The organism is Streptomyces sparsogenes subsp. cuspidosporus, assembly GCF_039532705.1.
GTDB classification, from domain to species: Bacteria; Actinomycetota; Actinomycetes; order Streptomycetales; family Streptomycetaceae; genus Streptomyces; species Streptomyces sparsogenes.
Genome location: NZ_BAAASD010000002.1, coordinates 36,990 through 53,197, shown reverse-complemented (window position 1 = coordinate 53,197; position 16,208 = coordinate 36,990). Strand labels below are relative to the sequence as shown.

At 71.0% G+C, this 16,208-nt stretch carries 21 protein-coding genes and 1 pseudogene; 11 read left to right on the top strand and 11 right to left on the bottom strand.

The window, feature by feature from the left end; translation table 11 throughout:
• Positions 1 to 18 precede the first annotated feature (18 nt).
• Positions 19 to 135 (bottom strand): annotated as a pseudogene (locus tag ABFY07_RS43070) (IS982 family transposase); the annotation flags it as partial.
• A gap of 223 nt (positions 136 to 358) precedes the next feature.
• Here ABFY07_RS43070 and ABFY07_RS03060 point away from each other — a divergent pair.
• Positions 359 to 853 carry a hypothetical protein gene (locus ABFY07_RS03060; protein WP_346172919.1) on the top strand — a complete coding sequence of 165 codons (495 nt, stop codon included), beginning with the start codon at positions 359 to 361 and terminating at the stop codon, positions 851 to 853.
• 13 nt (positions 854 to 866) lie between these two features.
• Positions 867 to 1,427: a hypothetical protein gene (locus tag ABFY07_RS03055; RefSeq protein WP_346172918.1), complete on the top strand. Its 561-nt coding sequence runs from the start codon at positions 867 to 869 to the stop codon at positions 1,425 to 1,427.
• A 10-nt stretch (positions 1,428 to 1,437) separates the two neighbouring features.
• Here the strand turns inward: ABFY07_RS03055 and ABFY07_RS03050 are convergent, their stop codons facing one another.
• From ABFY07_RS03050 to ABFY07_RS03040, 3 genes are all read right to left on the bottom strand, one after another.
• A complete protein-coding gene (locus ABFY07_RS03050) occupies positions 1,438 to 2,004 on the bottom strand; it encodes a TetR/AcrR family transcriptional regulator (RefSeq protein ID WP_346172917.1) in 567 nt (188 codons plus the stop codon).
• 87 nt (positions 2,005 to 2,091) lie between these two features.
• The gene (locus tag ABFY07_RS03045; protein ID WP_346172916.1) at positions 2,092 to 3,477 is read right to left on the bottom strand and encodes an amidase; all 1,386 of its coding nucleotides are present in this window, start codon (positions 3,475 to 3,477) and stop codon (positions 2,092 to 2,094) included.
• A complete protein-coding gene (locus ABFY07_RS03040; RefSeq protein ID WP_346172915.1) occupies positions 3,464 to 3,673 on the bottom strand; it encodes a hypothetical protein in 210 nt (69 codons plus the stop codon). The genes ABFY07_RS03045 and ABFY07_RS03040 overlap by 14 nt, the downstream gene beginning before the upstream one ends.
• 195 nt (positions 3,674 to 3,868) lie before the next feature.
• On the opposite strand from ABFY07_RS03040, the gene ABFY07_RS03035 reads away from it, so the two are divergent.
• The gene (locus ABFY07_RS03035) at positions 3,869 to 4,795 is read left to right on the top strand and encodes an MBL fold metallo-hydrolase (protein ID WP_346172914.1); all 927 of its coding nucleotides are present in this window, start codon (positions 3,869 to 3,871) and stop codon (positions 4,793 to 4,795) included.
• Between the two features lie 52 nt (positions 4,796 to 4,847).
• Here ABFY07_RS03035 and ABFY07_RS03030 read toward each other — a convergent pair whose 3' ends face one another.
• Complete coding sequence (locus ABFY07_RS03030) at positions 4,848 to 5,699, bottom strand: LysR family transcriptional regulator (RefSeq protein ID WP_346172913.1); 852 nt, start codon at positions 5,697 to 5,699, stop codon at positions 4,848 to 4,850.
• Positions 5,700 to 5,780: 81 nt separating this feature from the next.
• Here ABFY07_RS03030 and ABFY07_RS03025 point away from each other — a divergent pair, with 81 nt between their 5' ends.
• Positions 5,781 to 6,275: a cupin domain-containing protein gene (locus tag ABFY07_RS03025; RefSeq protein WP_346172912.1), complete on the top strand. Its 495-nt coding sequence runs from the start codon at positions 5,781 to 5,783 to the stop codon at positions 6,273 to 6,275.
• Between the two features lie 70 nt (positions 6,276 to 6,345).
• Here ABFY07_RS03025 and ABFY07_RS03020 read toward each other — a convergent pair whose 3' ends face one another.
• Together ABFY07_RS03020 and ABFY07_RS03015 are read right to left on the bottom strand one after the other, a co-directional pair.
• Positions 6,346 to 6,714 (bottom strand): VOC family protein, encoded by a 369-nt coding sequence (locus ABFY07_RS03020; RefSeq protein WP_346172911.1) that lies wholly within the window; start codon positions 6,712 to 6,714, stop codon positions 6,346 to 6,348.
• Positions 6,715 to 6,823: 109 nt separating this feature from the next.
• Positions 6,824 to 7,774, bottom strand: coding sequence for a LysR family transcriptional regulator (locus ABFY07_RS03015; RefSeq protein WP_346172910.1), 951 nt, complete (start codon positions 7,772 to 7,774; stop codon positions 6,824 to 6,826).
• Between the two features lie 71 nt (positions 7,775 to 7,845).
• On the opposite strand from ABFY07_RS03015, the gene ABFY07_RS03010 reads away from it, so the two are divergent.
• Together ABFY07_RS03010 and ABFY07_RS03005 are read left to right on the top strand one after the other, a co-directional pair.
• Positions 7,846 to 8,793: a quinone oxidoreductase family protein gene (locus tag ABFY07_RS03010; RefSeq protein ID WP_346172909.1), complete on the top strand. Its 948-nt coding sequence runs from the start codon at positions 7,846 to 7,848 to the stop codon at positions 8,791 to 8,793.
• A 117-nt stretch (positions 8,794 to 8,910) separates the two neighbouring features.
• Complete coding sequence (locus ABFY07_RS03005; RefSeq protein ID WP_346172908.1) at positions 8,911 to 9,822, top strand: PhzF family phenazine biosynthesis protein; 912 nt, start codon at positions 8,911 to 8,913, stop codon at positions 9,820 to 9,822.
• 109 nt (positions 9,823 to 9,931) lie between these two features.
• Here ABFY07_RS03005 and ABFY07_RS03000 read toward each other — a convergent pair whose 3' ends face one another.
• Entirely contained in the window at positions 9,932 to 10,504 is a 573-nt protein-coding gene (locus tag ABFY07_RS03000; protein WP_346172907.1) for a carboxymuconolactone decarboxylase family protein, read from the bottom strand.
• Positions 10,505 to 10,641: 137 nt separating this feature from the next.
• Here ABFY07_RS03000 and ABFY07_RS02995 point away from each other — a divergent pair, with 137 nt between their 5' ends.
• Entirely contained in the window at positions 10,642 to 10,938 is a 297-nt protein-coding gene (locus ABFY07_RS02995) for a winged helix-turn-helix transcriptional regulator (RefSeq protein WP_428836851.1), read from the top strand.
• Between the two features lie 54 nt (positions 10,939 to 10,992).
• Here ABFY07_RS02995 and ABFY07_RS02990 read toward each other — a convergent pair whose 3' ends face one another.
• Together ABFY07_RS02990 and ABFY07_RS02985 are read right to left on the bottom strand one after the other, a co-directional pair.
• On the bottom strand, positions 10,993 to 11,415 hold the full coding sequence (locus ABFY07_RS02990) for an SRPBCC family protein (protein WP_346172905.1): 423 nt from the start codon (positions 11,413 to 11,415) through the stop codon (positions 10,993 to 10,995).
• The gene (locus ABFY07_RS02985; protein ID WP_346173117.1) at positions 11,403 to 11,987 is read right to left on the bottom strand and encodes an alpha/beta fold hydrolase; all 585 of its coding nucleotides are present in this window, start codon (positions 11,985 to 11,987) and stop codon (positions 11,403 to 11,405) included. The genes ABFY07_RS02990 and ABFY07_RS02985 overlap by 13 nt, the downstream gene beginning before the upstream one ends.
• On the opposite strand from ABFY07_RS02985, the gene ABFY07_RS02980 reads away from it, so the two are divergent.
• The 4 genes from ABFY07_RS02980 to ABFY07_RS02965 all read left to right on the top strand — a co-directional run bounded on the left by ABFY07_RS02980 (position 11,905) and on the right by ABFY07_RS02965 (position 15,092).
• Entirely contained in the window at positions 11,905 to 12,246 is a 342-nt protein-coding gene (locus tag ABFY07_RS02980) for a LysR family transcriptional regulator (RefSeq protein ID WP_346172904.1), read from the top strand. The two genes, ABFY07_RS02985 and ABFY07_RS02980, sit on opposite strands and share 83 nt — an antisense overlap.
• Positions 12,243 to 12,779 (top strand): LysR family substrate-binding domain-containing protein, encoded by a 537-nt coding sequence (locus ABFY07_RS02975; RefSeq protein ID WP_346172903.1) that lies wholly within the window; start codon positions 12,243 to 12,245, stop codon positions 12,777 to 12,779. Before ABFY07_RS02980 ends, ABFY07_RS02975 begins: the two co-directional genes overlap by 4 nt.
• 191 nt (positions 12,780 to 12,970) lie before the next feature.
• On the top strand, positions 12,971 to 14,539 hold the full coding sequence (locus ABFY07_RS02970; RefSeq protein WP_346172902.1) for an MFS transporter: 1,569 nt from the start codon (positions 12,971 to 12,973) through the stop codon (positions 14,537 to 14,539).
• Positions 14,421 to 15,092, top strand: coding sequence for a TetR/AcrR family transcriptional regulator (locus tag ABFY07_RS02965; protein WP_346172901.1), 672 nt, complete (start codon positions 14,421 to 14,423; stop codon positions 15,090 to 15,092). The genes ABFY07_RS02970 and ABFY07_RS02965 overlap by 119 nt, the downstream gene beginning before the upstream one ends.
• 108 nt (positions 15,093 to 15,200) lie before the next feature.
• Here the strand turns inward: ABFY07_RS02965 and ABFY07_RS02960 are convergent, their stop codons facing one another.
• A complete protein-coding gene (locus ABFY07_RS02960; RefSeq protein ID WP_346172900.1) occupies positions 15,201 to 16,151 on the bottom strand; it encodes a helix-turn-helix transcriptional regulator in 951 nt (316 codons plus the stop codon).
• Between the last annotated feature and the right edge of the window lie 57 nt (positions 16,152 to 16,208).

The window sequence follows — 16,208 nt, the reverse complement described above, 5'->3', positions numbered from 1 at the left end:
TCCCCCGACGCCCCGGCATCGCACGACCGGCTGTCCGGTCTTGTGGTTGTGCCCGCTCTCCGCGGCCGGCGCGAGGAGGCGCTGTCCGACGCGGACGGCGACACCCTCGAAGGTCCGACCGCCGCGCTGTTCCAGTCGAGCCGGCCTTGAGGGGCCGCAACCGGGAAGGCCCAACCCCCGGCCACACACCCAGCGGCAAGCTGGACGAATTGAGGCTAACTTTGCCCGGCCGCAGCCGGAGTGATGTCATCCGATTCAGCTAGCATGCGTTTTTATTCGCGATGTGGTGCGGCGGGCCAGGGGAGGGACCGCCGCGGCGCCGGGCGCGGTGATGTTCTTTTCGGGAGGTAACGGGGAAATGTCGTTCGACAGCGAGTGGTCTCAGCTCAAGGCGGACGCGGCCGGGCAGCAGAGCGCCCATACGCGACTCAACCAGCTTGCCGCGGCCGGCGGTGGCGGCGGGGGCGAGGACGGCGGCAAGTCCTCCGATCTCATCGTCCACCAGGACGACTTGGGCGCCGTGGGGCACGAGGCCTTCGTCCTGCACGGGAAGCTGCAGAAGGCGGCCGACATCGCCGGGGCCGGGGCGGACAAGGACGGCGTGGGGTCGTCCATGCAGGCGGCCAAGGCGCTGAGCGACCGCAACTTCACCATGGGCGATGAGCTGAGCACGACGGTGTCCGTCTGGACTTCCCAGGTGAAAACCGTGCTGCAGATGTGCGCCCATATCTCCAACCACCTGGACTACTCGAAGAAGAGTCACGCGCACGACGACGAGCTGATCGCGGCCTCGTTCCGAAACCGGGACGGCTCGGCCGTGAGCGTTTCCGAGATATCCGAGATGGTGAAGTAGCGGAAACGGGGGAATGACCATGGGGACTCTTACTTACACGGATCTCGTCGGGGCCGATCTCGGAAAGCTCAGTACCGCCGCCACGGACTGGAAGTCCGTTGTCGATGGCCTGAAGGAGCTGATGAACGACGCGCGTTCGGGCCTGCTGAAGAAGTCGGAGGGCGCGCGGTGGGCCGGGCTCAACGCGACGGTCACGGGTGAGTTCGTCGGCAAGACCGCGAAAGAATTCGAGGACCTGTACAAGGAGGCCAGCAGCGTCTGGGCGATCCTGGACGACGCGCATTCCCAGCTGACTGCGATTCAGTCCAAAGTCAAGTCGCTCGTGGCAAGCGCGCAGGACGACGGGTTCCAGATCTCCGACGACTCCGACGGCACCGTGACTTTCCATGAGGTCGGGGACGGCGGGTCGTGGTGGTCTCTGGACTCCCCGCAGTCATACGCCGAAGCCGTCAATCATGAAATTCGCCGGGCCGTCACGGTCGACGGCATGGCCAAGCGCGCCCTGGCCAAGATCCACGGCGGAGACCCGTCCGACGCGGGCCACGCCCAGTACCACTCTCTGCTGGACGCATAACGGCGGAGCGTCATCCGTCGGCCGAGCCGAGGAGCCCTGTCACGAGCTGATGCGCGTAGGCGGCGTCGAGCCCGTCCGGGCGGAAGAGGATGCGGTACATCACCGGGCCGACGACGCGGTCGAGGACCATTTCGACGTCGGGCGCGCTCTCCCCCCGATCGGCCGCGCGGGTGAGGATGACGTCGATCTGCTCGGCCGCGTAGGCGGAGCACTGGCCGGCGTTGCTGCCGTCCGGGTCGCCCAGCAGGGCGTCGCGGATGTAGGCGCGGCCCGTCGGGGAGGCCATTTCCTCGAGGAACTGCTCGGCCCAAGCCTCGAGATCGGACCGCAGATCCCCTTTCTCCTCCGGTGCGGTTTCGGGCCGCAGGCGCTCAACCGCCACGTCCGACAACAGCTCCTGAAGGTCGCCCCATCGACGGTAGATCGTGGAAGGGGTGACTCCGGCCCGGGCGGCCACCAGGGGGACGGTCAGACCCTCCCGGCCCACCTCCGACTCGAGCTCGCGCACGGCGGCGTGCACCGACGCCTGCACCCTGGCGCTGCGCCCACCGGGGCGCACCATCGGTTTTCGACCCATGCACCCAGCTTAAAGCAAATTTGTTGCTTCAAGCGCCCCGGTCCCGGTCGGTCGGCCGGTGCCCGCGTTCGTCCGTTCGTCCGTTCGTCACACCGTCGCGAGTCGGCGCGCGGGCCGTGTCTGCTCGTAGGCGTGGCCCATCCGCAGGAGCACGGGTTCCCCGAGGGGTCGGCCGAGCAGCTGCATGCCGATCGGCAGGCCCGCCGTGTCGTCGCCGACCGGTATCGAGAGTGAGGGCACCCCGGTGATGTTGGCTGGGGCCGAGAGGCGTACGTAGGCGTCGGACACGCCCTCCACGGTGCCGTCGGACCAGGTGACGGTGTCCTGGCCGGCCTTCACCGCGGTCACCGGGACCGTGGGGGCGGCGATCACGTCGACGTCGTCCAGCAGGCGGGTCCAGGCCTGCCGCATGAGGGTGCGGGCGCGCTGGGCGCGCACATAGTCCCCGGCGGGCATGAGTTCCCCGGCCTCGAGGAGGATGCGCACGTCCGCCTGGTACAGCTCGGGGACCGCGCGCAGGGTGCGCTCGTGGTAGGCGGTGGCCTCCGGCACCATCAGGCCCCACTGCGTGGCCTGGATGTAGCGCGTCATGGGGATCTCGACCTCGACGAGGCGGGCGCCGAGGCTCTCGAGCGTGTCAATGGCGCGCCGGACGGCCGCCTCGACCTCCGGGTCGACGTGGTCGAAGTAGTAGTTGCGCGGCACCCCGACGCGCAGGCCGGTCAGGTCCGTGCCCGCGCCCGGCCGGTAGTCCCCGGACGTGGCGAGGGAGGCGGGGTCGCGGGGGTCGTGGGCGGCCAGGGCGGCGAGGACCAGCGCGGCGTCCTCGACGGTGCGGGTGATCGGCCCGACGTGGTCCAGGGACCAGGACAGCGACGTGACACCGTGACGGGGGACGAGGCCGTACGTCGGCTTGAGGCCGACGACGCCGTTGAGCGCGGATGGCACGCGGATCGATCCGCCCGTGTCGGTACCCAGGGCGAAGGTCGCGGTGCCCGCGGCGACCGCGACGGCCGATCCGCCACTGGAGCCGCCGGCGACGCGGTCCCGGTCCCAGGCGTTGTGGGTCTGCGGGGTTGTCAGCCCATAGGCGAACTCGTGGGTGTGTGTTTTGCCGATCAGGATCGCGCCGGCCGCGGTCAGGCGGGCGGCGACCGTGCTGTCGGCGTCCGCGCGGTGGTCCGCGCGTACCCTGGAGCTGGCCGTGGTGGCCGCCCCGGCGACGTCGATCAGGTCCTTCAGGCCCATGGGGATGCCCTGCAGCGGGCCGCGCCGCCGGCCGGCCGCGAGATCCCGCTCGGCCTCGCGCGCCGCCCGGCGGGCCTGTTCCGGGGTGACGGTGACGTAGGCCTCCAGCTGCGGCTCCACCGTCCCGAGGCGGTCCAGCACGGAGTCCACCAGCTCGACCGGGGACAGCTTCCGGGTCCGGATCGCCTCAGACGCTGCCGTGAGGGACAGTTCATACGGCTGCATCGCGCTTCTCCTCTCCCGCGCGATAGGCGGCGGCAGGCGGGGTGTCGCCGAAGTCCAGTTCCCGCAGGACCGCGACGACGGAGTGGATGTGGTCGGCGGTGGCGGCCACCGCGGCGTGGCGGTCGGCCGGAAGCGAGAGACCGGCACGGGCGGCCCAGCGGGCCGCTTCCGGCGGTGTGAGTTCATCGGCGGACATGGACGTTTCCTCCTGACCGGACTGGAGCGACTGCGATCGGACTGGAGCGACGGAGCAGCAACCCCACCCATCAAAAGCTAATGGTTTGCTTTAAGCGACTCTAGGGCCTACGGTGACTTAAGGCAAATCCATTGCGTTTAGCGGGGAGGGACGCCCCCTCCCATCACCTCCGCTGACGACCAAGGGAACACGACCATGAACACTTCACAGGCCGACGAGACCACCGCCACCCCCACGTGGACCGTGGGCGACATCACCGTCCACCGCATCGACGAGACCCCGCTGCCCTCCGCAACCGGACCCTGGCTACTACCGGACGCCACCACGGACGTCGTCAACCAACAGGATTGGCTGCGCCCCGACTTCGCCGACCACGAGGGCACCCTGCACCTCGACAGCCACAGCTTCGCCTTCACCATCGGTGGAGTGCGTGTCCTGGTCGACACCGGCATCGGCAACGGCAAGACGCGAGCCAACCCCGCCTGGCACGACCTGCGGACCGATTACCTGGAGCGCCTCACCGCCGCCGGATACGCCCCGGAAACCATCGACTTGGTGATCCTCACCCACCTGCACACCGACCACGTCGGTTGGAACACACGGGAAGTCAACGGCACGTGGGTCCCCACCTTCCCCACCGCCCGCTATGTCACCTCCCGCGTCGAGCGGGAGTTCTGGGCCGGCTACGACATGGACGAGCCGCGCGAGCAGATGTTCCGCGACTCCGTGATCCCGGTCGAGGAGGCGGGCCTGCTCGACACCGTCGACGTCCCCGCCGAGGGCGCCGAGATCGTGCCCGGCCTGCGCCTGCTGTCCACTCCCGGGCACACCCCCGGTCACCTCGCCGTCCGACTGACCAGCGAGGGCGAGACAGCACTGATCACCGGCGACTGCATCCACCACCCGGTCCAGCTCGCCCACCCCTCCATCGGCTCCTGCGTCGATATCGATCCGGAGCAGTCCGAGGCATCGCGCCGCCGGCTGCTCGGCTCGCTCGCCGGCACCGGCGCGCTTGTGCTGGGCACCCACTTCCCGCCGCCCACCGCCGGCCACGTGGTCCCCCATGGCGACGCCTTCCGGCTCTCGCCCGTCCCTCCTGCCCCGCAGGCCGCCCCGCACTGACCCAGGACCGGTACCGCCGGTGGCCGGGGCGCGGACCCCACCTCGCCAGCGCTCAGTGGCGGTACGCGGCTGTCGCGATCTCGGCGAAGGATCGGATCAACGGGTTGGTGTCACCTTCGTTCCACACCGCCACCACTCGGCTCGGCGCCATGTCGATCAGCGGTACCACGGCCAGCTCCGTGGGAAGGTCGTGTCCGAGCGGGGCCAGGCCGACCGTGCCGTTCCACAGCACGGCCTGCAGGCATTCCTGGACAGCGCGCACCACGGGGCCCTCGCGCGGCCTGCCGCCGTTCCAGTACGACTGCCAGAGGGGGTCGGTGCCCTGCGGGAACTGGAACCAGCGGCGTTGGCTGAGGTCGGCCAGCCGCAGCCGTTGGTGGCGGGCCAGCGGATCATCGGCGCGCAGGACCACGCCGACCGGGTCGGTCCGCAGCGCACGCACCGTCAGGGCGGTCTCGTCGAACGGCGCTCGGGTCAAGGCGATGTCGACCAGTCCGGCGCGCAGCCCGCACGTGGGGTCGGTCAGATCGGTGTCGCGGATGCGGATCTCGATGCCGGGGTGGCGTCGTCGGTAGGCGGCGGCCAGCCTGGTCACTCCCGGGTCGGTGCCGTCACCCAGGATGCCGACGGTGATGGTCGTGACGCCGGCCGCCGCGCTCACGCGTTCACGGACGCGGTCGGCGTGGTCGAGCAGGGCCCGCGCCTCGTCGAGCAGCACCGTGCCCATCGGTGTGAGCGCGACGCCGACGGGCGAGCGGGCGAACAGCAGGGCCCCGACATCGGCCTCCAACTGCTTGATCGCCCGGCTCAGCGGCGGCTGGCTCATATGCAGTCGGGTGGCGGCCCGGCCGAAGTGGAGTTCCTCGGCGACCGCCACGAAGTAGCGCAAGGTCCGTAGCTCCACCCTGCAACGATACCCACCAGGTATCCGCGCCACGGGACAGGTCTTGGACACGAGCAGGGCCCCGGCGGTGCACTCGTGAGCATGAGTGAAGAAGCCAAGACCAGCGACCCGCAAGCCGCCCCCGCCCTCTCTGTGGTGGGTCCCGGCGACGGTGAGACGATCGTTCTGGGCACCACACGCATGCGTGTCCTGGAGGACGGCAGCCACACCGGGCACCGCCTCGCGATCGCCGAGTCCGTCCTCGCCCCGCACACCCAGGGACCGCCCCAGCACCGCCACGCCCGACACGACGAGGGCTTCTACATCCTCTCCGGCACCGTGCGGTTCACCGTCGGAGACGAGGACTACGACGCCACCACGGGCACACTCGTGATGGTCCCGCCCGGCACCCCGCACACCTTCGCCAACCTGACCGACCAACCCGCCGTCATGCTCAGCACCTTCACCCCCGATCTGTATGTGCAGTACTTCCGAGACCTCCGGGACGCGCTCGCCGGCGGCCGGCCGCTGACGCCACAGGCCAACATCGACGCGATGAACCGCTACGCGACCGAGCCCGCCACCGAACTCGCCTGAAGCCGCCGGGCCGCACGGCCCGGCGGCTCCCCTTCCGACCGGCGGGGCCGTGGCGCGTCCCCCTTCCGCGTCACTGAGCCGGGATCGGCTGGGTGAGGTTCACCGGGTTGCCGTCGGGGTCCTGGATGTGGGCGACGCGCTGTCCCCACGGCATGTCGTTGGGACCGCCGCGGACCGAGCCGCCCAGCGCCGTCACCCGGCCGAGCATCTCGTCGACGTCGTCGACACCGATGCTGAGCAGGATCCGCGGTGCCGCCCCGGTCCCCGGGTCCGTCTTGGCCACCAGCCCGAGGTCGGTGTCGCCGATGCGCAAGCCGAGGTAGAAGGCCGGGCCTTCCTCCGGTACCCGGAAGATCTCCTCGGCGCCGAACAACTTCGTATAGAAGCCGAGCAGGACGTCCTGGTCGGCAGTCAAGATCACTGGCTGGATGGTGGACATGGCACTCCTGTCGAGAACGGTCGGGTCGCTGGGTAGACCGTTCGAGGGCGGTGAACTCATCGGCAAACCGCCCGCCAGACGATCTACACCACAGACTGCCGCCCGGGACTCAACGCGATACGGAGGGCCGGTGCTCGGTCGTGCGCTGGGCGCGGAGCTCGGCGATGAGTCCGCGGACGGCCGCTGAGTTGAGCATTTCGGGGGTGGTGACGTATCCGATGCGCCGGATCGGTGCGTCAGGGCCGAGTTCCTGCACCGCCACCGCGGGGTGCGCGCTGCCCAGGGTCAGTCGCGGGACGACCGCCGCGCCGAGTCCGTGGCGCACCATGGACATGGCCACGTCGTCGTCTTCCACCCGGATGTCGTTCGCGGAGAGCCAGTCCTGCCGTGCGCACCAGGCTTCCGTTTCGGCCGAGGTGCGTGCCTTCCAGTGGATTGTGGGGAGGCTACGCGGATCGGGGTGTCCGGTTGGGTAGGCCAGTACATACGAGTCCTCGAAGAGTTGCCGGGTGACCAGGTCGTCAACAGGGGGGAAGAGAGCGGTGACGCCCACGTCGGCCAGACCGTCACGCACTTTTCCAGGAACGCCTGCGTCGGTCTCCGGCACGACACTCACATCCACGGTGACGCGGGGACACCGCTGCCCGAAGCGGCTCAGCACGCCGGGCAGCAGGTGGAACGCGGCGCTGCGGAAGGACGCGACCCGGATCGTTCCGGTTGTCCCGCCCGCCGCGGCGATGCCGGCTTCCTGTCGCATGGTGTCCATCAGGCGAAGAATCCGGCGGGCATGCCTGACGGTGGTCGCGCCGGCTTCGGTGGGTTGCGCTCCGCTGCGGCCGCGCTGGAAGAGCACCGCTCCGATCTTGCGTTCCACCGTGCGCACCGCGTGAGAGACCGCGGACTGGGTGAGCCCGAGTCGCTGTGCGGCGGCCGTGAAGCTCCCTTCCCCCGCGATGGCGACCAGGATGCGCAGTTCCCCCGCGGTCAGGTCTCCCGTACTCACTCGCGCGAGGCTACATGAGGAGCTTTCATGGAAGGCGCTCAGCCCATTGGTGATCACCGATGGTTTCTCCGGCGGCCTGCTTTCTAGGCTTGCAGGGCACCTGCTGGTCACAGCCTCGAGGAGAGCCCATGCGCGCCGTTCAGTTCGACAGATTCGGCGGGCCCGAAGTCCTGACCGAGGTCGAGCGCCCAGACCCGGTGCCGGGCGACGGCGAGGTCCTGGTCGAGGTCGAGGCCGCGGGCGTCAACTTCGGAGACATCAAGAACGTCGCCGGCCAATACGCCCCAGCCGAGACCCTTCCACACGTGCCCGGCATGGAAGTCGTGGGAAGAACCGCCGACGGTACGCGCGTCCTTGGCTATCTGACATCCGGCGGCTACGCGTCCCTGGCCGCCGTCCGCGCGCGCGACCTGATCGAGATCCCGGAAGAGATCGGCGCGGGCCAGGCGGCGGCACTGCTCGTCCAGGGGCTGACCGCCTGGCACCTGCTGCGGTCGGCAGCACGGGTCCAGCCGGGAGAGGCCGTGGTGGTGAACGCGGCTGCGGGCGGCGTGGGGTCGCTCGCGATCCAGTTGGCCAGGCATTTCGGTGCCGGACGGGTGATCGCCACGGCGTCGACCCCGGACAAACGGTCCCTGGCTCTTGACCTCGGGGCCGACTCGGCGGTCGACGGGGCTGCCGACGGCTACCGGGAGCGAATCCTCGACGCCAACCACGGAAGAGGGGTGGACGTCGTGCTGGACGCTGTCGGCGGCGAGGTGTTCGAGCAGGCTCTCGGCACGCTCGCGCACTTCGGCCGTCTGATCACCTACGGAGCCTCGGCGGGCGGGCCCCTGCCGGCGGTCGATCCGGCCCGCCTCACCATGAGCAACACCGTTCTGGGCGGCTTGTGGCTGGTGCCCGTGCTTGAGCGAAGCGGTGCCGCGGGACCCCCGCTCCGCGAACTGCTGCGCCTCACCGTCGCCCAGCAGCTCCGACCGCTCGTGGGCGGAGAGTACCCGCTGGCGTGCGCGGCCGACGCGCACCGCGACCTCCTCGACCGCCGGACCGCGGGCAAACTCGTCCTCCGCGTGTGAAGCGGTGTCACCGCGACCTCGGCGGTGTGGCGTACGCGCGATGGCACTCTTTCCCGTTCACGTACCGTGCGATAGCGTGCCCGCATATTTCGATTTCCGAAACGATCGGTGTGTGTCATGCATGATCCCCTCTCCGGTACGACCGCCACGGGCGGCGCCGGCCCGTCGGTCACGCTCGTGCATGCCTGCCTGCGTGACGGAGCGGGCGGCAGCCCGACCGCCGTATTGGAGGAGACAGGCCTCGGCGAGGCGGAGCGCCGCAGGATCCCGACCGTACTGGGAACGTCGCATGCCGTCTTCGTCTCGGTCGAGGCCGATGCCCCCGCTCACCCCGGCGCTGGTCCTGTGGTGTCGCTGCGGTTCTTCACGGCCGCCGGTGAACTGCCCGCGTGTGGCCACGGAACCATTGCCGCCATGGCGTTTCTCGCCGAGCGGTCGGGACAGGTCGAGTACCACGCAGCCCTTCGCAGCGGGGGACGCGTCGTCGTGGGCCGGGCCGTCCGGACCGGCGGGCAGTTCAACTCCTCGTTCGACTGGGGGCCGGTCGGGATCGAGGAACCGGAGCCGGACGCGCACCGTCCCGTGCTCGACGCTCTCGGCGTTCCCCCGGAGATGCCCGCGCCCGGGGCGAGGGTCGCCGAACTCGGCCGGCGGCGACTGCTCGTTCCCGTGGCCACGCAGCACGCGCTCCAAGCGCTCACACCGGACTTCGACCGGCTCGCCGAGGCATGCGACCGCCTCGGCCTGCTCGGCTGCTACGCCTACAGCCCGCCGTCGGCGACCGGGCGTCTCGCCGCCCGTATGTTCGCCCCCTCCATCGGCGTCCCGGAGGACATCGCGAACGCCAACAGCTCCGCCTGTCTCGCCGCCCTGCTCGCCGACGACGGCGGCACCGGCGTCACCGTGGACATGGGCGACGCCCTCGGCACCCCCGCAACCGTCACCGCCTCCGCCCGCCTGACCGAGGCCGGACCGGTCGCGCTCGTCGGGGGCATGTCGGCGATCGAACGCGTCGTATCCCTGCCATGACCGGGGCGCCGCCCTTCCCACGCCGGCGCCCCGCGGACGATGCCCCCTGACTGGTGGCGCTCATGGCCTTCGGGATGCCGCTCAACACCGGCACAGCTGCGGAAGCGGCTCATCCGGCAGACGGAAGGACGTCGGCGAAGCGGGGCGCGCCGGGCTCGTGGGGCACGCGTGCGGCGCGCGCGGCGAAGCTGACGGCGTGGTACCAGCCGCAGAGCAGCAACAGATCGAGTAGTTGCAGATCGTCGAAGAAGGCCGCGAGCCGTGCCCACAATGCGTCGTCGATGTCGGAGTGCTCGTGCAGGGCGTCGACGGCGAGGATGAGCAACCTTTCCCGCTCCGACGTCCAGCACGGGTCGTCCGGGCCGCCGTGGACCAGCGATGCCGTCTGCTCGTGGGTGAGGCCGGCCTTCCCGGCGAAGGTCATCACGTGCACGCCCCACTCGTACTCGCAGCTGCACCGTGCGCACGTCCGGTCGATGACGATCTCGCGTTCCCGCAGGCTCAGAGTCAGTTGCCTGCCCAGCTCGTAGCGCCCCCATGCGTGCATGGCGCCGGCCATCGGGAGGTTTCTGGCGAACATCCGGAACAGTCCGACGGGGGCGGCTCCCGCAGGCATCATGCGGGCGAGCTGCGCGCCGGCCTCGTCAGCGTACGGGGGCTCCAGAAGGGCTATCCGCGACATCGAGTCTCCCAGTGCACTGTTTCGAAATCAGAAACAACGACGGATGCTAATGTTTCGAATAGCGAAACACAAGGAGGGCCATGCCGACACCGCACCCGGGAACGCCGGTTCGTGGCTCGACGACCGGTCGTCCGGTCATGGCCGCGATGGATCTCTTCGGCCGCCGATGGGCCTTGCGGATCCTCTGGGAGCTGCGCGAGGGGCCCCTGGGCGCTCGCGCCCTGATGGCGCGGTGCGAAGGCCTCTCGTCCAGCGTCCTCTACCAGCGGCTCCGCGAACTCACGTCGAACGGCATCGTCGTCGCCACGACCGACGGCTACGCGCTGACCCCGCAGGGGTCGTCCCTCATCGACGCCCTCGGTCCGCTCAACCAGTGGGCCATCGCCTGGGCCAGGGCACAGGAGCAGGACGGCGAGGGTCCCGCGGGGGCGTGAAGGCGACTCCGGCGCAGGAAACCGTAGCCCGCGGGAAGCCGTGGCCCGACGGCGTCAGCCCGATTCCTCAGCGCGCCGCTTCATGCTCATCGCCTCGACCTCGACGTAGCGTCGCGTCTGCCACCCCGTCAGCAGACCAACGAGCGGGGCCAGGAGCCCGGTTTGATCGATGCCGAGGGTCAGGCTGCTGCCGTCGCCTCGGGGGGCGACGGTATGGGTGCCGGTCGTCGTCACACCGCCGGACGCGGACTGCCAGGCGAACGACCGACCGGGCGTCCATTCGATGATCCGCCACGTCAGCACCGGCATGCGGGGCTGGGCGACGCGCACCAGCGAGCCCGGCCCCGGCTCCTTGCCGTCGAGGCGCTCGACGCGCCGCATCGTGGCGATGAACGCCGGCCAGCGTTCCACCTCCGCAACGACCTTCCACAGAGCGTCCGGCGACGCTTCGACATCGACCCGGGTCACCCACTGCATCGAAGAACACCTCCACGGTGACCGGACTTGGCGCCCCGCACGATATCGCGCCGCCCCGGATCCGGGCACGGGTCCCGACCGGGGAGGCCGTGTCCGCCGGGCACCCGCAGCAGCCTGGCGTGGGGGATGCGGTCGGCCAGGTCGTGCTGGTGGGGCGGGGGCAAGACGCGATCGTCGCCGCTGGCGATGATCAGCGTCGGAGCGCTGACGCTCGGCAGGAACTCGGCGATGTCGAGGGTCATGTTGGCCGCCGCCTGCCGGGCCACGCCCTCCCCCGCGCCCTCGAGCAGGCCGGTGAAGGCGGCGGCCATCTGCTCGAACTCGGCCACGCCCCAGGCGTGGAGGGTGTCCTTCCCCATGGCGGTCAGCAGCAGCAGGCGGGCCAGCGCGGCGGGGTCGGTGAGCGCCAGCCGCTTCCACAGCTCGAACTGGAACACCATCCGTGCATCGGCCTTGATCCATCCGGCGTGGGCCGTCAGGGAAAGGACCATGCCGGGGTGGAGCCCCGCGGTGGCCGTGGCGACGACGGCGCCGAGCGAATGGCCGACGAGGTGGAAGCGGTCGAGCGTCAGCCAGCAGATCCGGCGGCTGGAGCGCGAGTTCGGCCTTGCGCTGTTCGACCGCACCACCCCCACCGTCATGCTGACCGCCGAGGGCCGGGCCTTCCTCCCGCACGCCCGCGCCATCCTGCGCGCCGAGCGCTCCGCAGCCGAGGCGATGGCCGGGCTCCGGGCCGAGCAGGAATCGACCCTGCGGCTGGGCACCAGCGTCGGGCTGGGCACCCGGCTGGACGCCCTGCTGACCGTGCTGAGCGAACGCGCCCGCAGATGATGGTCGAGCTGATCAGCGCGCCCACCGCGGCCCGGCTCCAGCGGGTCCGCGACGGTGAGCTGGACGCCGCCTTCGTCCGGGGTGTCGAGGACAGCCCCGAGCTGGAGCACCTCCCGCTCTGGCGCGACGCCCTGGTCGCGGCCCTGCCCGCGGGACACCCCCTGGCCAACCGGCAGAGGATCGCCCTCGCCGACCTGGCCGGGCTGCCCTTGCGGATTGCCCCCCGCGAGGCCAATCCCCACCTGGTGGACACAGCCGTCGCCGCCTGCCGGGCGGCCGGGTTCGAGCCGATCATGGGCCCGCCGTTCACCACCGACCAGGACACCCTCGCCGCCATCGCCTCCGGCAAGCCAAGTTGGACGCTCTACTACGCTCCCCAGGCCGAGATCCAGCCGGCCCCCCGCGTCGTCTTCCGGCCCTTCACCGACCCCGCCCCGGCCGTCCAGAGCTATCTGGTCGTACGCCAGGGCCCGCCGTCACGCCGACTGGCGGCCCTCCTGGACGCCTGCCACCGGCTCGGGGACACCCCCTAGATGTTGCCGACCGGCACTGCCCTTGCCGGAAACGCCATCCGTTCCGTCCGAAGGGGTGCGGACATGTCAGTCGCCGTCTGCCACGGCGCCTGCGGGCCGCCGTGGCAGACGGCGACAGCCGACCCTTCTTGCGAGGTGAATGACGTTCACCTAGGGTGGTGAACGTCATTCACCTCCGAGGGGGTCTCACCGTGCCCACTGATTCGCATCCGTCGGCGTCTCCAACCGCCGGCCGTGGCGTCCTGGCCGTTCTGGCGGTCGGCGGCATCGTCACCACGCTGGTGCAGACGGCGGTCGTGCCGCTGCTGCCGCGGCTCCCCCGCCTGACCGGCGCGGCGCCGGTCGATGTCGGGTGGGTGGTCACGCTCACGCTGCTGACCGGCGCGGTCGCCACCCCGCTGCTGGGGCGTGCCGGGGACATGTACGGCAAGCGGCGGATGCTGCTGCTCGCGCTCGGGGCGCTCGCCGCCGGGTCGCTGGTGTGCGCATTCGCCTCCACCCTCCCGTGGTTGTTGGCGGGGCGGGCGCTGCAGGGTGTGGGCGCGGCGGTGGTGCCGCTGTCGATCAGTTTCCTGCGGGGTGTGCTGCCGCCGCAGCGGACGGGTTCCTCGGTGGCGCTGATGAGTTCGACGGTGGGCATCGGCGCGGCTCTCGGCCTGCCGCTGGCCGCGCTGCTGGTGCAGTACGCGGACTGGCACGCGATGTTCTGGGCCATGACCGTGCTCTCGACGGGAGTGCTCGCCCTGGCGTGGCGGGTGCTGCGGGAGGAGCCGGCCCGGTCACCGGGGCGTTTCGACCTGCTCGGGGCGTGCGGGCTGAGTGCGGGGCTGGTGTTTCTGCTGCTGGCGTTGTCCAAGGCGGGTGAGTGGGGCTGGGGCAGTCGGCGGATTCTGGGTCTGTCGGGGGCGGCGCTGCTGATCCTCGCGGGCTGGGCCGTCCAGCAGCGCCGCGTGTCGCGGCCACTGGTGGACGTGCGGCTCGCGACGCGTCCGGCGGTTCTGCTACCGCACCTGGCCGCGTTGCTGGCCGGGTTCGCCTTCTACGCCAACTCCCTCGTCACCGCGCAACTGGTCCAGGCGCCCCGGGCCACCGGGTACGGCCTGGGGTTCTCGGTGGTGGCGGCGGGTGTATGTCTGCTGCCCAGCGGTGTGATCATGGTGGTGTGTGCACCCTTGTCCGCCCGCCTGTCCGCCGCCCGCGGGGCCAAGGCCACCCTGACCCTGGGCACGGTGGTCATCGCGGCCGGCTATGGTCTGCGCTTCGCGGACAGTCGGCAGTTGTGGGCGGTCATCGTGGGCGCGGCCGTGGTCTCGGTCGGCACGGCGCTCGCCTACTCCGCGCTGCCCATGCTGATCATGCGGGCGGTGCCGCTGGAGCAGACCGCCGCGGCGAACGGCCTCAACGTCCTCATGCGCACCATCGGGCAGGCCCTGTGCAGCGCGGTGGTCGCCACCGTGCTGGCCCAGCACACCCGACTGTTCGCCGACACGGGGGGCGTGGCCGTGGCGGCGCCGACCCTCGACGGGTACCGCGTGGCCTTCGCCGCGGCGGGCGCGGTCGCGCTGCTGGCCTGCGCGGCCGCCTGCCTCATCCCCCGCCGGCCGCGACCCGAGCCGTCCCCCTTCCAGGAGACTGACCAAGATGCCCGACCCGAACTCCGCCTCCCCGCGCAGTGCCCGCCCGCGAACGAGGTCCAAGAACCCGCCGACACCGCCGCCGACGCCCGACCCGGCCCCGGGGCGGCCGGCACGACCCCGTGACGCCGACGCCCGCCGCGCGGACATCCTCGCCGCGGCCCGGCGCGCCTTCGCACGCCACGCCTACGCCGACACCACCATCGCCGCCATCGCCGACGACGCGGGCGTCAGTCCGGCGCTCGTGATGAAGTACTACGGCACCAAGGAAAACCTGTTCACCCAGGTCTTCACCTTCGACGCCGACGCCACCGCCCTCTTCGACGCCCCCCTGGACCGCCTCGCCCGGCACATGGTCCTGCACCTGCTCGCCACCCAACGCGGCCAGACCCGCGACCCGATCCTGCGCATCGCCTTCTCCCGCCACCACCTGGAGCTCGGCGGACAGGCACGAGCCAACTTCCGCACGCAGGTCATCGACGCCCTCGCCGCCCGCCTCCCCGGCCCGGGCGCCCCGCTGCGAGCGGAGATGGCCATCGGCGTGCTGCTCGGCCTCGGCGCCCTCTACGCGACCGTCCAAGCCGACCGGCTCACCCAACTGGACCCCGAGGAAGTCGCCGACCTGTACGTCCCACTCCTGCAACCCCTGCTCTGCGGCGAGGCGCCGACGGGCCGCTGACCACCGCTGAGTGAAGCGCCAGGGGAGAACGGCCTCGGCCTGCGCCGTCCGGGTTCTCCTCGAACCGTCGGGCTCGTGATGTCGCACACCGCCGGGACGGCCGACCGGTCACTGACGGCCGAGGCGGGCGCCGAACCGCCGCAACACCTCGCGGAACTCCGCGGGCTCCTCGACGCGGAAGTCGGCGTCGAGGAAGGCGAGACGGGGCAGGAGCCACTGCCAGGAGTCGAGCATGAGGACGGCGCGGGTCCCGCCTCCGGCGGCCGCCGTGAGGTCGACGTCCTCATGCGCGAACGCGTCCGCCACCTCCGTCATCGGGGCGTCGATCGTCATCACCACACGCTGCCGGTTTCTGTTGAGGCCCTGGCGGAGGTAGTCGACGCCGGTCCTCGCGGGCAGCGTGCGCGGTGCGAACGTCCTGCTCCGCGCCTTGAGTTCACTGACGCGGTCGATGCGGAACACGCGCCAGTCCTCCTTGTCGGTGTCCCATCCCAGCAGGTACCACCTCATGAGCAGGTGGATCTGGCGATACGGCTCCACCGTGCGCGAGGTGGCCGTCCCGTTCGCGCCGACGTAGTGGAACGTCACGACGCGCTCCTGCGTGATCGCTTCGGCGAGCGTGCTCATCAGGTCCGCGCTGATGCTCGGCGTGGGCGTCGGCGTCGTCTCCAGGCTGGTGCGCAGCGCGGCCACGCGGGGGCGCAGCCGCTTGGGCAGGTACTGATCGACCTTGCCGTAGGCGCGGATCGCCGCGTCGTCGACACTGCCCTCGCGCGCGTTGCCGGTCGCGCCGAGGGCGGCCAGGCCCAGGAGGGTCGCGATGGCCTCGTCGTCGTCGAGGAGCAGCGGGGGCATGGCCCGCCCGGCCGTGAGCCGGTAGTAGCCGCCCGGGCCCGGCCGTGTCTCGACCGGGTACCCGTAGCCGCGGAGCCGGTTGATGTCGCGCCGCAGGGTGCGCGGGGGGACGTCCAGCCGGGCCGCCAGCTCCTCACCCGTGAACGTCTTGCCCGACTGCAGCACGACCAGCAGAGCGAGGATGCGTTGCATGACGTCGGCCATGACCGCATGGTCGCAGACAGTCGCGGCCACTTTCCGTCCACATCTCGCAGTACGGTC